General features: G+C 59.1%; 11 protein-coding genes and 2 pseudogenes. 4 read left to right on the forward strand and 9 right to left on the reverse strand.

Annotation, left to right across the window (positions count from 1 at the left end; genetic code table 11):
• Positions 1-69 precede the first annotated feature (69 nt).
• The gene (locus BM194_RS21040; protein WP_280522554.1) at positions 70-1224 is read right to left on the reverse strand and encodes a Tar ligand binding domain-containing protein; all 1155 of its coding nucleotides are present in this window, start codon (positions 1222-1224) and stop codon (positions 70-72) included.
• Positions 1225-2357: 1133 nt separating this feature from the next.
• On the opposite strand from BM194_RS21040, the gene BM194_RS15720 reads away from it, so the two are divergent.
• Positions 2358-3542 (forward strand): tyrosine-type recombinase/integrase, encoded by a 1185-nt coding sequence (locus tag BM194_RS15720; RefSeq protein WP_092848685.1) that lies wholly within the window; start codon positions 2358-2360, stop codon positions 3540-3542.
• 307 nt (positions 3543-3849) lie between these two features.
• Here the strand turns inward: BM194_RS15720 and tnpC are convergent.
• The 8 genes and pseudogenes from tnpC to BM194_RS15750 form a co-directional block, all read right to left on the reverse strand.
• Positions 3850-5378, reverse strand: a pseudogene (gene tnpC / locus BM194_RS15725) (IS66 family transposase).
• A gap of 90 nt (positions 5379-5468) precedes the next feature.
• Positions 5469-5657, reverse strand: coding sequence for a transposase (gene tnpB / locus BM194_RS20945; RefSeq protein ID WP_244890987.1), 189 nt, complete (start codon positions 5655-5657; stop codon positions 5469-5471).
• A complete protein-coding gene (locus tag BM194_RS20950) occupies positions 5654-5794 on the reverse strand; it encodes a hypothetical protein (RefSeq protein ID WP_244890988.1) in 141 nt (46 codons plus the stop codon). The genes tnpB and BM194_RS20950 overlap by 4 nt, the downstream gene beginning before the upstream one ends.
• On the reverse strand, positions 5791-6159 hold the full coding sequence (gene tnpA / locus BM194_RS15735) for an IS66-like element accessory protein TnpA (protein ID WP_092848688.1): 369 nt from the start codon (positions 6157-6159) through the stop codon (positions 5791-5793). The genes BM194_RS20950 and tnpA overlap by 4 nt, the downstream gene beginning before the upstream one ends.
• Positions 6160-6413: 254 nt before the next feature.
• Positions 6414-6608, reverse strand: coding sequence for a hypothetical protein (locus tag BM194_RS21145; protein WP_177223434.1), 195 nt, complete (start codon positions 6606-6608; stop codon positions 6414-6416).
• Between the two features lie 392 nt (positions 6609-7000).
• Positions 7001-7954 (reverse strand): annotated as a pseudogene (locus tag BM194_RS15740) (IS30 family transposase).
• 142 nt (positions 7955-8096) lie between these two features.
• Positions 8097-10763 (reverse strand): bifunctional acetate--CoA ligase family protein/GNAT family N-acetyltransferase, encoded by a 2667-nt coding sequence (locus BM194_RS15745; protein ID WP_092848690.1) that lies wholly within the window; start codon positions 10761-10763, stop codon positions 8097-8099.
• Between the two features lie 6 nt (positions 10764-10769).
• Complete coding sequence (locus tag BM194_RS15750) at positions 10770-11243, reverse strand: alcohol dehydrogenase catalytic domain-containing protein (protein WP_244890989.1); 474 nt, start codon at positions 11241-11243, stop codon at positions 10770-10772.
• A 745-nt stretch (positions 11244-11988) separates the two neighbouring features.
• Here BM194_RS15750 and arcD point away from each other — a divergent pair.
• Genes arcD through BM194_RS15765 form a run of 3 tightly spaced genes read left to right on the forward strand, consistent with a single transcriptional unit; the run spans position 11989 to position 15777 of the window.
• A complete protein-coding gene (arcD, locus tag BM194_RS15755; RefSeq protein ID WP_092848691.1) occupies positions 11989-13416 on the forward strand; it encodes an arginine-ornithine antiporter in 1428 nt (475 codons plus the stop codon).
• A gap of 58 nt (positions 13417-13474) precedes the next feature.
• The gene (gene arcA, locus BM194_RS15760; RefSeq protein WP_092848693.1) at positions 13475-14728 is read left to right on the forward strand and encodes an arginine deiminase; all 1254 of its coding nucleotides are present in this window, start codon (positions 13475-13477) and stop codon (positions 14726-14728) included.
• A gap of 38 nt (positions 14729-14766) precedes the next feature.
• Complete coding sequence (locus BM194_RS15765) at positions 14767-15777, forward strand: ornithine carbamoyltransferase (protein ID WP_092848695.1); 1011 nt, start codon at positions 14767-14769, stop codon at positions 15775-15777.
• Positions 15778-15796 lie beyond the last annotated feature (19 nt).

Below are 15796 nucleotides of genomic sequence, written 5' to 3' on the forward strand. Positions count from 1 at the left end.
TGAACGGCGTGTCGATATCCACTATGCCTTTACATTGCTGGGCTGTTCCCTGATCTGCTTGAACAAGCTTCAGGGGCGGTTTTGAAAGATACTCTTAGTCTGGAAGGCGATCGAGTCGATAACGCCGATGATATCGGTAATCTTCCTCGAGCTTTCAGAAATGCCGCGCATAGTCACAATGACCTGATCAACCGCGTCACCGCCACGCTCGGCTGTGGCAGAGGCCTCGCTAGCGAGGCTACTGCCCTGACGCGCATTGTCGGCGTTCTGTTTCACTGTCGCGGTCAGCTGCTCCATGCTGGCTGCCGTCTCTTCAAGTGACGCGGCCTGCTGCTCGGTACGAGACGATAGATCGGTATTGCCGCTGGCAATTTCACGGGTACCGATATGGATCGAGCCGCTACTGTCACGAACCACGGAAACCGTCTGGGATAACCCGGTCTGCATGTGCTTCATGGCCGCAAACAACTGACCAATCTCATTACGACCCCGATCGGCGATCTTGTGCGACAGATCCCCCTGGGCAATGCGCTCGAAGTGGTTCACGGCTTCCTGCAAGGGACGAATGACGACACGCATTATCCCGACACGAACCATCGCGACACACAGGACAACCAGACCCAGAGCCGCCAAGCCGATGTAGGCAAACGTTGTCATCGTCGAACGGAAACCGGACAGCAGTTCCTGCCCACGCGTTCTGGCGAAATCGATAAAGGTTTCATTGGCTTTAATATATGCCAAGTTCAGCCTGTCACCCTCGCGCTTGGCTGCTCGGAAGTCCCCCTCGTTACCGCGCTTGAGTGCTTCATACTGAGGGGCCAGCCCTTGCGTAATGAGCTGAGAGAAAGCTGTCTCAACGGCATCAGCAATAGGTTTGCCCTGTACGGTTTTGGGAGCTGCAACGAAAGCATCGAAACGTTGTTGAGCCGCCTGTAGCTTCTCTCCAGCCGTATTCAGATACATGGCCGCTGCGGCCTTATCTCCTTCGTTCAATGCATCTAGATGGTTCAGAAAGAACAGTTGGGTATCCGCGACGTTGACCTGTGCGCGGTTCAGTGAGTTTAGCTGCTGTACATTAATTCGGTTCAGCTCGTCTATCGAGCCAGCCCCCAGGGTGCTGGATTGATAGCCAAGCGCAGCCACGAGCAGAATCAAGGCCGTAAATAATACCAATACGGCTGTCAATCCTGACTTAACCGTCAAGTTTTTTAACAAATTAGACATCTTTTGATCTCGTAAGGAGGAGGATTAGTCAGCCTTGATAATCCAGCCTAGATAACAAAAATGCCTTCACTACGCTGCAACAAACGCAAGGGCACGCGCCTCTCCCAAAGGCAGGTTGAATATCGGCAACAGGAAGGAAAAAATTAGGCTGATCTCACGTTTTTTGTAAAAAACAATAACTCACATCAAGTTTGTACAAATTTAATAAGAATTTTAGAACTAACCGGGATTAATTCTCATACGCAGGCTGGGAAAGATAGCATAAGGAAACTGGACAGAAGCTGTAGCATGGGCCAGTAATACACTGCGCCAGGGTGCCAATGCACACCCGTGCCGCATGGTCAGGATTGCACAGGCACCTGTGGGATCTATTGCCCCCACTGCCATGAGCGCGCCATTACCCGTACCAGCAAGCCCCCCGCGCCTGCGCTCTACGAGGTCTATGCGCGATGTACCGGCCTTAATGTGGCTGAGCTGGCAAGGTGCTGGTGGAGTTTGCTACTACCAGCACCTCCAGCCGTCAATCCAACCCCGAGGTACGCGTCCCGATGGACCCGAGTTGCCGTAAGTCGCTGCTCGCCCAGTTGATGTTCGGTTCGAGCTAAACTCCAAACAACACCATCAGGCGGAGCCTTCTCCCGCTGGCCTTCGTGACGGCAGGGCGGATCGGCTCGTCCTCAAAACCGCAAAACGCCAGGGAATGAAGGAAACCGGCATGCACCACTGAGTAACAACGACGCTTGCGCCTACCTGCTCAAGCTGCTGCGACTACATGCACAGCAAATGACGCAGCCGGAGCCGCTACGAAAAGTGGCTCAGAATCGATGGGCAGGATGTTCCCGAGATGATTGAGAAGCTACTCACTCTATAAGCATTCCCAGAAATATTCCTAAAACCCTTCCCAAAAGCCTAAAACGACGAAGGGGACCAAGCTGTGCTTGATCCCCTTCAAAATCCTGTGGCGGAGAGGGAGTCCGTTACGTTAGCTTCCCTCGATGTCCTACACAATCTACATCCCCATTACATATCAACAATTTGTGTTGCGTCAACGTCCGGCGAGGTCTACCGTAATCCAATCATCTTGGGGGGCCATATGGGGGACTACCGCCCCTTCCATAGAGTAAAGGATAGCGATGGCAATACACAAGCTCAGTCCGCGCAAGGTCACAACCGCGGGACAAGGCAAGCACGAGGATGGCGGCGGGCTTCGCTTGGTAGTCTCAGGGGGCGGAGCAAAGAAGTGGGTGCTTCGATTCACCCTGAAGGGCAAGCGGCGTGAGATGGGGCTAGGAAGCTTCCCTAACACCAGCTTGGCTGATGCTCGTCGCAAGGCTGAGCATTATCGTCGTCTCGCCAAGAACGGAGCCGACCCGATTCAGGCGAGAGACGCAGAACAGCAAGAGACCTCTACGCCTACTTTTACAAGTTGCGCTGCCCGTTACATCCAATCCCACCGGCGTAGTTGGCGCAATACGAAGCATGCTCGACAGTGGGTCAGCACGCTGAAAACGTATGCTCGCCCGGTAATTGGTAATATGCCGGTGGACGAAATCGACACCCAAGATATCGTAACGATTCTCAATCCTATTTGGACATCAAAAACAGAAACAGCGAAACGAGTACAGGGTCGAGTCGAAAACGTCCTGGATTATGCCGCAGCTCACAAGTACCGCGATGAATCCAATCCCGCCAGGTGGCGAGGCCACTTGGACAAACTGCTGGCCAAGCCCTCCCGGGTCAAGTCAGTCAGCCACCATCCGGCTATGCCATACGAAGAAGTGGCAGTCTTCATGGCCGAGCTTCAAGGCTATACCAGCATTTCCTCGAAAGCGCTGCAGTTACTAATTCTGACAGCGACGCGGACTTCCGAAGTCCTGCGCACGCAGTGGCCGGAAATAGACCTCGAGAAAGCGACCTGGACGATCCCAGCCGACCGCATGAAAGCGCGACGGGAGCATAGGGTTCCACTATCCATCCAGGCAGTGTCACTGCTTTCCGACCTGCCGCGGGTGCAGAGTAATCCATACGTGTTTCCAGGTGCACGGATCGGTAGACCCCTATCGAACATGGCCATGCTGCAGCTGATGCGCGGTATGGGGTATGGCGTCGGTGGCGTGCATGGCGATTACGTCCCCCACGGCTTCCGCTCGAGCTTTCGCGACTGGTCAGGTGAGGTTTCCAGCTATCCACGGGATGTGGCCGAAATGGCTCTGGCTCACACCATCGAAAACAAGGTGGAAGCGGCCTACCGTCGAGGTGACCTGTTCGAAAAACGGCGGTCGATGATGCAGGACTGGAGCGACTTTATAACTGTCTAGTAATGCGTAGTGGTCCGAATCACCTTGCTTCGGACACGCCTGTAAGCCTTCGCGACGAGCTATCCCCGCAAAGGCTACTTGCTACGGCATGCACTGTTGCGTCAGGAAGACCTGGTGATCAACCGCAAGCGTGCCTACCGGCTGTCATTAGCGGTTTTGATCATTGATCGGACAACCGTGCATCAGCCGCCATTACCGCGGGCACTGCGCGGGCTCGATGGGCATCGCGTTGATCCGCGGTCGGTTCATCAACCTGTTGTGATAAATCGCCTTCGGTAAGCGAACGGCGACCACCCTTTGCGGGTAATTAGTCGCCTGGTTGCCAGTGCTGGGGCAGCAACTCGTGAACCTGGCTGGCTTTCTGCGTTGGCAATCGAGCCAGCACGTCCTTCAGGTAGGCGTAGGGCTCAAGGCCGTTCAGCTTGGCAGACTGGATTAGGCTCATGATATTGGCGGCACGCTGGCCGCTGCGCAGTGACCGGCGAATAGCCAGTTCGAGCGGCCCAGCGCCCAGGGACGGATTAGGTTCTCGACTCGGTTATTGTCGATCGACAACCCGCCGTCATCCAGGTAGCGCGCTAGCGCCGCCCAGCGTTTCAGGCTATAGTCCAGCGCCTTGGCCGTCGCCGAACCGTTCGGGACCTTCTCGCGATGGGCCAGCATCCAGCGGTGCAGCGTGGCGGCGATGGGCCTCGCCCGGGTATCGCGTAGCCGTTGGCGTTCTTCGGCACTCAGTGACTGGGCGTCGCGCTCCACCTGGTAGAGCTGACCGATGAGTTCGATGGCCTGCCCGGCAATCTGGCTCTTGCCGGCCACGTGCAGGTCGACGAACTTGCGCCGGGCATGGGCCATACAGCCCACTTCGGTGACGCCATTGGCGAAGCTCTGTTTGTAGCCACCGTAATCGTCGCAGATCAGCTTGCCTTGCCAGTCGCCGAGGAAGTCACGGGTATGCTGGCCGCCACGCCCGGGCGCGAAGTCGTAGATCACGGCCTTCAGTTCGGCGTAGGGGGTAGTGGCGTAGGCCCAGAGGTAGGCCCTGTGGGTCTTTTTCTTGCCTGGGGCCAGCATCGGCACCGGCGTTTCATCGGCATGCAGGATCGGTTCGGTGAGCAGGGTTCCACGCAGGGCATCGACCAGTGGCTGCAGTCGCACGCCACAGATGCCGATCCATTCCGCCAGGGTGGAGCGTGGGATCTCCACGCCGGCGCGGGCAAAAATCTGTGCCTGCCGGTAGAGCGGCAGATGGTCGGCGTACTTGGCGATCATCACCTGGGCCAGCAACCCCGAGGTGGGGATACCCTTGTCGATCACGTGAGCCGGCATCGGCGTCTGGATCAGCGTCTCGCACCCGTCGCAGACCCACTTGCCGCGGATATGCCGCTCGATGGTAAACACGCCGGGCGTGTAGTCGAGCTTCTCGCTGATCTCTTCCCCGATGCGGCGCCGCCGGCAGCCGCACGTGCAGTGCTCGCTGTCGGGCTCGTGTCGGATCTCGACACGCGGCAGGTCGTCGGGCAAGGGCTGGCGTTTGGGCTTTTGCTGGATGGCGGGCGGCGTTGCCGGGGTAACGAGTTCTGCCAGCTCGGCCTCGATGGCAGCGATGTCGGCATCGACCCCCTCGTCCAGCAGGCTGATCTGCAGCCCATTGAGATGCTCGCTGCGTTGGCCGAACTTGTGACGCTTGAGCAGTGCCAGTTCGTGGGTCAGCTTCTGGTTGATCTGCTCGCTGTGACGCAGCGCCTGATCTTTTTCCTCGACCTGCGCCATCAGCGTTGCCGCCAGGTGGCGGAGCTGATCGGGTGAGAGCTGGGACAGATCGGGCGACGTATTCATCCGCCGATTATGCCAGTCCGCTGACAACAGCGGGATGCGCGGATCATCGAATGGTCAGGCGCCGCGTTCTGTGCCGGTACTTGCCGGCTATTACAACACCGAAATGGCCCCCGCCGGGCCGATGCGCTGCCAGGGCAGGCCCTGAACCAGCGCCGTCACTTGCTCAGGCGACAGTTCCACTCGGTCGCCGTACCCGTTGCCGGCCCAATGGAACTTGCCCTGGTTCAGACGCCGGGCGCAGAGCCAGATGCCCAGACCGTCGTGAATCAGCACTTTCATGCGGTTACCGCGCCGGTTGGCGAACAGATAGGCGCAGCGGTGCCGAACACCTTCACGACCCGAGCCAAGGCCGTGTCGGGGCCGGCGCGCATGTCCAACGGCTCGGTGGCCAGCCAGATCGCGTCGATACGGATCACGACAGCAGGTCCCGAAGCAGCGCCCGACAACCCTCTGCATCAGCTACCGGCCACTCGATAGTTATTGTTCCCTTGGTGCCCGGAATCGAGAGGCGAATGGACTCGACATTCTGACGCTGGGCCGCCACCGGCGCTGTGGTGCTGGCCATTGGCAGCGGGATAAACGCCGGGGTATCACTTACCGGCGCCGACCGCCGAGCCTCACGGATCCATTTATGGACCAGATTGGCGTTCAGGGCATGCTCCAATGCGACGCTGGCTACCGAGGCGTCAGGTTGCTGGCACGCTTCGGCGATCCTGGCCTTGAACTCGGCCGTACAGCGGCGGCGCTTGCGAGGCGCCTCCAATACGCTTAACTCACTCATGGTAGGTGTCCACTAAGGAATAGGTGGACACCTACCGTCATCGAAGTCGGGGCTCAGCGGAAGGTGTGTTCACCGGCCGGATACGCTGGGTGCGCGGCGCCGGTACCAATATGAGATCGACGAGGCCATGGCCAACGTCGAAGCCACCTAGGCCGTCGAGTTACGCGAGCTAATGACTGCGACTATCCTAATCGGGGTCGTGCTGTTCATTAGCGTGGTTCTTGTCGCCTTCTAGTTGACCCGGCGCACACTGTTCAGCCCATTTTCCGCACCGCCAGCGCCATGCAGGGCATCGCCAGGGCGAGGGCAATCTGATCCGCCGTCTCGTGGTGGTGAGTCGCGACGAGATCGGCGAGATCATCGCCATGACCGACTCGATCACCTTCCAGACCAATATTCTGGCGCTCAACGCCTAGGTGAAAGCGGCCCGTGCCGGCGAGCACGGTCAAAGTTTAGCCGTGGTCGCCCAGGAAGTGCGCGCTGGCCAGCCGCTTCGCTCGGGCATCACCACTTTCCAAGACGATCTCCTTGAGCGCGGCATTGTCGATAGCGCTTTCCGACAACAGCTTCTTGAGCCTGGCGTTCTCCGACTCAAGCTCGCGGAGGCGCTTGGCCTCCGAGACCTCTATGCTGCTCTAGTTGGCCTTCCAGCGAAGGGTCTGTTCGGTCACGCCGTTTTTGACGGGCCAGCTCGGCGATCGAGACGCAGTGCTCGTTGGCCTTGAGGATACTTACGATCTTCTCTTCTGTTAATCTCGCTCGCTTCATTGTTCGTCCTCCGGTTAGGTCGGACTCTAATTCCTGGATTCATAGAATAACCGCAGCACTTTGGACCCTGACTTCAAGCAATAAGCGCAGCACCTGCGGTATTTAGGGCTCCTGAGTATTCCCCCAGGAACACCTGTGCCGGTGTCCGATAGCCTAGGCGTTTCCGAGGACGGTCATTCAGCTTCCTGATCACCCTGCGCAACTCAGTATCGGTGACCTGGCGGAAGTCTGTTCCCTTGGGAAAGTACTGCCGTATCAGGCCATTCGTGTTCTCGTTGGTCCCACGCTGCCCGGAGCAGTACGGATCACAGAAGTATATTGCCGCCGTCACCGCCTTGGACACGGCTTCGTGGTCGGCGAATTCCGAGCCATTGTCCAGCGTGATGGTCTGGACAGCGCCCCGGAGAGGCTTCAACAGGCGGATCATGGCCGCTTTCGTCAGCTCCGCGGAGATCCTTGGCAGACGTGCCGCCAGCAGATAGCCACTGCGACGCTCGACCAGCGTGACTAGGCCCGACTGCTTGTGCCCCTGGATCACGGTGTCGCCCTCCCAGTGGCCGATGAAACGCCGGTCATCAGCCTCAGCCGGACGGTGCTCGATCCCTACCCGGTTAGGGATCTTGCCCAGCCCAGCGCTCTTGGCCTGAGCGCGGTGCTTGCTGCGGCGTTTGGGCTGGCGGAGATTCCGCCAGAGATCGCCACCCTGTGCCTTGTCATCCCAAATCAAGGAGTAGATCCACTAATGACTGACGCCTACGCCTGCCAGGGGCGCGATGAAGCCGCTGATTTGCTGTGGGCTCCACTCCTCATGCAGCCGGCCGACAACAGCGGCAATCAGGCTTGGCAGGCGCTTGGTTCTCTTCCAGGCGGTACGGCGCCGGCGATCACTGAGGGTCTGGGCCTGGTCGGGATCGTAGCCACCGGAGATGTCGTTGCGCCGCAGTTCACGGCTGATCGTACTGCTATGTAGGCCAAGCTCCCTGCCGATCTGGCGCTGGCTGATACCCAAGTCATAGCGGGCGTGGATCTGGTATCATTGGGTCTGGGTCAGCTTTCGGTATCCAATGCTCTGCATCACTTTGGTCGGTGAGCCGAGAAGGGTACCGGCGCTGGCCCTCCTGCCTCCACCGTGGTGACCAAAGTGCTGCGGTTATTCTATGAATCCAGGGTTACAGACTGAGAGTAACCGTCAGGGTGTCCCCTCCATCGTCCGATGGCTGGGCCATGAAGCCGAACTCTTCCGTGATCTGCCGCATGGCATGGTTTTCTCGCAGCACATCGGCAAATACCTGCCGGATTCCGGTGTCACGGGCATAGTCGAGGATCTGCTGCATGAGCCGATAGCCAAGCCCGGCTCCTTTCATGTCACTGCGCACCATGATCGCAAATTCGGCTCTTTCCTTGTCGGGGTCGGCAGACAGGCGGACAACACCGACGATGTCCTGCTTGCCTGGCGGCATCGCGACGAAGGCCATTTCCCGGTCGTAGTCGATCTGGGTCAAGCGAGCGGCGAAGGCATGATCGAGCCCTCGAATGGCCCCAAAGAACCGCAGTCGAACATCAGCGGGTGAAGAATGACGGAACATGTCGACCAGTGCGCCTTCGTCTTCGGGGCGAATGGGGCGTAGGCAATAGCGCTGGCCATTGCGCGCCTCGATGTTCTGCTCGAGGTGTTGCGGGTACGGGCGAATGGCAAGCGGACGCCGCTGGCCACGCTCGGACTCGACCACGATGCGTGCATCCAGGGCGATCAGGCCCGAAGCGTCGGCCAGCAGCGGGTTGATATCGAGTTCGACCACGCGGTCCAGGTCGCTGATCAATTGCGACAACTTGATGAGTGTGAGCGTGATCGCTTCGATGTCCGCCGCCGGGCGGTCGCGATAGCCATGCAACAGGCGTGAGACGCGTGTTGCATGGATCATATCCCGCGCCAGGAGAGGGTTGAGCGGCGGGAGACCGACAACCCGATCGCCGATGACCTCCACCGCCGTGCCTCCTTGGCCAAACAGGATGACCGGACCGAAGACGCTATCTTCAGCAACGCCCAGAATTAGCTCATGCGCTCCCGAGCGGCGAATCATCGGCTGAACGTTGAAGCCATCGATCCGCGCTCCGGGTGCGACTCGGCGTACCGTGGCAAGCATATCCTCGGCCGCCTGCACCACGGCATTGGGCGAGGCCAGATTCAGTTGTACGCCCCCTACATCCGACTTGTGCGAGATATCGCGAGAAAGGATCTTCAGCACGACCGGGAAACCCAGCTTTGTTGACGCCTCGCGGGCTTCCTCGGGGGTTCGCACCGTGATGGCCGGTACTGTCGGAATGCCATAAGCCACCAGTATTCCTGTCGCCTCAGGCTCGGTCAGCACGCTACGTCCATCCTCGATCACACTATCGATGATAGCGTTCGCCCTGGTCTGATCAGTGGTGATGGCATCGGAAACGGCTGGAGGCGTCTCCATCAGGGTCTGCTGGTTCCGCCAGTAGCTAGACAGGTGCCAGAAGGCCCTGATGGCCTGCTCCGGCGTTTCATACGATGGAATGCGTTTCGCAGCAAACAAGCGCCGGGCCTCGGCAGGTGCGCCTTCACCCAACCAGCAGGTCAGTACTGGCGATCGTCGCGAGCCGAGTGTCTCGACCACGGCCTGGGCAGCATCCAGACTATCGGCGACTGCCGCGGGGCAGTTCATGACGAAGATCGCGTCCGCATTGCGCTCATCGAGCAAGGCTTCAAGTGCGCCTGCGTAGCGCTGTCCGGGAGCATCACCAAGGATGTCGACGGGGTTGGCATGCGACCACGCTTTGGGAAGCAAGGTATCCAGGCGCGCCAGCGTCGTTTCGGAAAGCTCTGCCAGACATCCATCCATGTCGGCCAGTTCATCGACTGCCAGCACACCGATCCCGCCACCATTGGTGAGGATAGCCAGCCGATCGCCCTTCACGCGAATGCCGGTGGCCAGCGTACCCGCAGCCTGGAAAAGTTCGTCGAGCGTGTGAACCCGCAACATACCCGCTCGCCGAAACGCAGCGTCATAGACAATATCGGAGCCGGCCAGCGCGCCGGTATGCGACAACGCCGCCTTGGCACCGGCATCGCTGCGCCCGGCCTTGACCACCACCACAGGCTTGTTGCGCGAGGCCATGCGGGCCGCTGACAGGAACTTGCGTGCCTCGGTAACGGCCTCGACATAGAGCAGGATGGAACGCGTGTGGGGGTCGAGGGCCAGATAGTCCAGCATATCGCCGAAGTCGACATCACTCATCGAACCGAGGGAAACCACATGTGAAAAGCCGATACCGCGCGCCGAGGCCCAATCTAGAATAGCTGTCGCCACGGCACCAGATTGCGTCACGAAGGCCACGTCGCCTTTCTTTGGCGTGATATGCGCAAAGCTGGCATTGATCCCCCGGTGCGGCGCCAGGATGCCCAGGCAGTTGGGCCCGACGATGCGCATCAGGTAGGGCCTGGCCGCCTCCAGCATGGCCTGTTTGAGCGCCTTGCCATCCGCACGTTCCCCCTCGCCGAAGCCTGCCGTGATCACCACCGCGGCACGACAGCCCTGCTCACCAAGCTCCTTGATGAGCCCGGGGACGGTATCGGGAGGAGTCGCGATAATCGCCAGATCCGGTGCCAGCGGCAATTCACTGACGGAGTGGTAGTTCAGGGTCGAGCGAATGGCCCGTTCTCTTGGGTTCACGGTCAGGATAGGCCCCGCGAAGCCGGCATCGAAGAGATTGCGTGCCAGCACAGCGCCCACTGAACCAGGACGATTGCTGGCACCAATCAGAGCAATCGTGGCGGGGGAAAATAGCGCATCAAGGTTACGAATCGACATCAAGCCTCACATACTCAAGGAACGGTAACCGATCAGGCCAGCGCACATCAGCGGTGCTGCTTCTGCCGAACTGAAATCGGGAGCGATAGGAAAGCAGAAGCGTTGATCAGCCAGGGTATATTCCGCAAAGCCGCCATCGATCTGATAACCGATAAAGCGGACCCGGTCGCACAGATTTTCATGTCCATGCAGACAATACCAGCACTCACCACAGCTGTATCCCAGCCACGGAACGCCCAGGCGCATTCCATGAGCGAGCGTAACACCGGGGCCACGACCAGCAACGCGGCCAATGATTTCGTGCCCAGGAACGATGGGATAGGAAATATCGGGGAGCTCGTTATCCAGCAAGTGCAGGTCAGTGCGGCACACCGCGCAGGCTTCAACCTTGAGCAACACATGCCCCTGTCCAGGGATAGGAATTGGCCGCTCCCGCTCCTGGAGCGGTCCGCCACCTGTCTCAAGCACCATAGCCTTCATTGTCATTTTTCCCGCACCTGGATGTGACCTAGCCCACCTCACCGAGTGCCTGCCTAGTTTCGCTTTCTTGTTGCCTTCCCTGGCCCCTGCCTGAAAAACTGCCTGCGCTCGGCCATACTGCGTTAAAAATCAGCTCGGGCGCGAGTCCGATCAAAATACTCATTCACACCTCCGTAAACTTGTGTGCGAGCCCAGTCCGCCTTTTCGCTGATTTTGCCTTGCCTGTCCTTCGCTCGCCGACTTTTCAGACAGAGCCTAGCAGGGATCACGGCATGCACAATTGTAGCGTATAGCCTCTTGCTGGGAAGTTATTGAAGTGACGGGAGATATTACCGGCCGACAATTGATCTAGAGCAACTAATTAGTTGTCTGAAATAATCTTGGCATATTTGGCTGTACCCGATCCATCGCCGATCGGCCAGGAGAGGTTGCCGATGGCGAGGAGTTCCCAAGCGCTGCTCAGAGCATGCCTGGATGCGACGTTGGGCCGCCCCGCCCCCAATGCATCGCAAACCTCGGGTGCCTGGGAGCAGTTATATCGGCAACGGTCGTCCTATTTAAACGCTGGTTGATTTAGAGCAAGTTTTATAAGGGTTTTATCGCCTATGATGCAGCCTGCAATAACAGGTCGGTTACATGAGCCCGGAACAGGCGTCTCCAACTTTATAATCGACCGTGCCACCCAATAGAGACCTGGCCATCCATGCTTGTCACATGAACGGCCACTCTTCCGTGTGAGGCTAAAATGACCCAGGCTACACGAACACTGAAACTCAGAGCGCTTGTCGCGCTTGTTGTCGGCTCGATGATCGGCGGAGGCATCTTCTCGCTGCCACAGAATATGGCGGCAAGTGCCAGCGCGGGTGCGGTACTGATCGGCTGGGTGATCACCGCCATAGGCATGCTGACCCTGGCTTTCGTTTTCCAGACCCTGGCCAACCGCAAGCCCGATCTGGACTCGGGCATCTATGCCTATGCCAAGGCGGGCTTCGGCGACTACATGGGTTTCTCGTCCGCTTGGGGCTACTGGATCAGTGCCTGGCTCGGCAATGTCAGTTATTTCGTCCTTCTGTTCAGCACCCTGGGTTATTTTTTCCCCATCTTCGGCGAAGGCAATACGCCGATCGCCATCGCGTGTGCCTCGCTGCTGCTGTGGAGCATTCACTTTCTGATACTGAACGGAATCAAGGAAGCCGCCTTCATCAACCTCGTCACGACCGTGGCGAAGATCGTGCCGTTGGTGCTGTTCGTCATCATTACGCTATTTGCATTCGATGCCGACATCTTTTTCACCGACTTCTGGGGCAAAGGAAATCTCGAACTGGGCAGCGTAATGGACCAGGTCAGGAACATGATGCTGGTCACTGTCTGGGTATTCATCGGCATCGAGGGAGCAAGCATCTATTCGGCCCGGGCCGAGAAGCGCAGCGATGTCGGCAAGGCCACGGTGATCGGTTTTCTCGGCGTTCTTCTCCTGCTGGTTCTGGTGAACGTGCTTTCCATGGGCATCATGCAACAGCCTGAACTGACCGCCCTGCAAAACCCCTCCATGGCGGGTGTGCTGGAGCAGGTTGTGGGCCGTTGGGGCTCCATCCTGATCAGTGTTGGGCTGGTGGTATCGTTGGTCGGCGGCCTGCTGGCCTGGACGCTACTGTGCGCGGAGATTCTTTTCGCAGGCGCACGCGACCATACCATGCCGAACTTCCTGAAAAAGGAGAACCGCAATCAGGTCCCCAGCAACGCGCTGTGGGTCTCGAACGGCCTGATCCAGATATTTCTGATCGTTACGCTATTCAGCGAATCCACCTATCTCAGTCTTTTCTATCTGGCCACCTCGATGATCCTGCTGCCGTACTTCTGGTCAGCGGCCTATGCCGTGCTGGTGAGCTGGCGAGGCGAAACCTACGAATCTCAGCGTCGCCAACGTAACAAGGACCTGCTCATCGCATTGATTGCCGTCCTTTACAGTGCCTGGCTGGTCTATGCGGGAGGCGTTCAATACATCCTGCTCTCGGCGCTGCTCTACGCTCCAGGCGCGCTGTTCTTCGCCCAGGCCAAGCGCGAGCAGAACCGGCCGGTTTTTCGTCCCTTAGAGAAGCTGATCTTCGCTGTCGTGCTGGCCGGTGCCGCATTCGCCGCCTATGGCCTGTACACCGGTTATCTGTCGCTTTGAGCCTGGAACCCAGACGCTTAAAGAGCCGGCTGAGTCGGCATAGTCCAAGGAGAATTTCATGACTGCCCCCCTGCAACTCGGCGTTCATTCGGAAATCGGTAAACTGCGCAAGGTGCTGGTCTGCTCGCCAGGGCTGGCCCATCAGCGACTCACGCCCAGCAATTGCGACGACCTGCTCTTCGACGACGTGCTTTGGGTCAACCAGGCCAAGCGCGACCATTTCGACTTCGTCACCAAGATGCGCGAGCGCGGCGTCGAAGTCCTCGAAATGCACAACCTGCTGGCTGAGACGGTAAAGAACCCCGACGCCCTCCAATGGATTCTCGATCGAAAGGTCACGTCCAATCTGGTAGGCCTGGGCCTGCAACAGGAAGTCCGCGCCTGGCTGGAAGAACAAGAGCCACGCCGACTCGCCGAATTTCTCATCGGCGGGGTCTCGGGGGACGATCTTCCAGGCGATCATGGCAGCGAGATCGTCAAGATGTTCCGCGATTACCTCGGACACTCGAGCTTTATCCTTCCCCCGCTGCCGAACACATTGTTCACCCGGGATACTACCTGCTGGATTTATGGCGGCGTGACGCTGAATCCCATGCACTGGATGGCACGCCGTCAGGAAACCCTGCTGGTCACTGCGATCTATAAGTTCCACCCCGAATTCGCCAATGCCGGTTTCAAGGTCTGGTACGGCGATCCCGATAGCGACCATGGCATGGCGACGCTGGAGGGCGGCGACGTCATGCCACTTGGCAAGGGCATCGTGCTGATCGGCATGGGCGAGCGGACTTCGCGGCAGGCGATAGGCCAGCTTGCGCAGTCCCTGTTCAAGCAGGGGGCGGCCGAGCGAGTCATCGTCGCGGGCCTGCCGAAATCCCGTGCCGCCATGCACCTGGATACCGTATTCAGCTTCTGCGATCACGACCTGGTGACGGTCTACCCGGAGGCCGTGCAGTCCATTGTTGCGTTCAGCCTGCGCCCGGATAAAAGCAAGCCGGGCGGCATCGACGTGCGTCGCGAAACGCAGGGCTTCCTCGAGGTCGTGGCACAGGCGCTTAGCCTTGAAAAGCTGCGCACGGTCCAGACGGGGGGCGACAGTTACGAGGCCGAGCGCGAACAGTGGGATGACGGCAATAACGTCGTGGCCCTGGAGCCCGGCGTGGTCATCGGCTATGACCGCAATACCTACACCAATACGCTGCTGCGCAAGGCCGGGGTCGAGGTCATCACGATCGACGCCAGCGAACTGGGCCGCGGCCGCGGGGGCGGCCATTGCATGACCTGCCCGATCATACGAGACCCCGCAGGTTACTGACTGCAAGTCCTGTTCAATATTTCATCGAGGAGCCTGCCATGGCCTTCAATCTGCATAACCGAAGCCTGCTCAGCCTGATGCATCACAGCCCCCGCGAGCTGCGCTACCTGCTGGATCTTTCCCGGGATCTAAAGCGCGCCCGGTACACCGGCAGCGAGCAGCAGCACCTGAAGGGCAAGAACATCGCGCTGATATTCGAGAAGACCTCGACCCGCACACGCTGCGCCTTCGAGGTGGCCGCCTATCAGCAGGGCGCCAACGTGACCTACATCGACCCCACTTCTTCCCAGATCGGCCACAAGGAAACGATGAAGGACACGGCACGGGTCCTGGGGCGCATGTACGATGCCATCGAGTATCGGGGTTCAGGCCAGGCAATCGTCGAGGAACTGGCCAGGCATGCCGGCGTCCCGGTATTCAACGGCCTGACCGATGAATACCATCCGACCCAGATGCTCGCCGACGTCTTGACCATGCGCGAACACAGCGACAAGCCGTTGCATGAGATTCGCTACGCCTACCTGGGCGATGCGCGCAACAACATGGGCAACTCGCTGCTGCTGATCGGCGCCAAGCTGGGCATGGACGTTCGCATCGGGGCGCCCAAGGAACTGTGGCCGAATGCCGAGCATGTCGAGGCATGTCGACGATTCGCCGAGGAATCGGGCGGTCGATTGACACTCACCGAAACGCCCGCCGAGGCGGTCAAGGACGTCGACTTCATCCATACCGACGTCTGGGTCTCGATGGGCGAACCCATGGAGACCTGGGGCGAGCGTATCCGGCTTCTGACGCCCTATCAGGTGAACAAGGCCCTGCTGGACGCCAGCGGCAACCCTCGGGTGAAGTTCATGCACTGTCTGCCTGCCTTCCATAACGCCGATACCAAGATCGGCAAGCAGATCGCCGCGCAATACCCCGAGCTGGCGAACGGCGTCGAGGTCACCGAGGAGGTCTTCGAATCCCCGGCCTGTATCGCCTTCGAACAGGCCGAGAACCGCATGCACACGATCAAGGCGGTGCTGGTCGCCACCCTTGGTGATATTTGACAGTCGCGACACGGAGATA

The organism is Modicisalibacter xianhensis, from assembly GCF_900113605.1.
In the GTDB taxonomy this organism is placed as follows: Bacteria; Pseudomonadota; Gammaproteobacteria; order Pseudomonadales; family Halomonadaceae; genus Modicisalibacter; species Modicisalibacter xianhensis.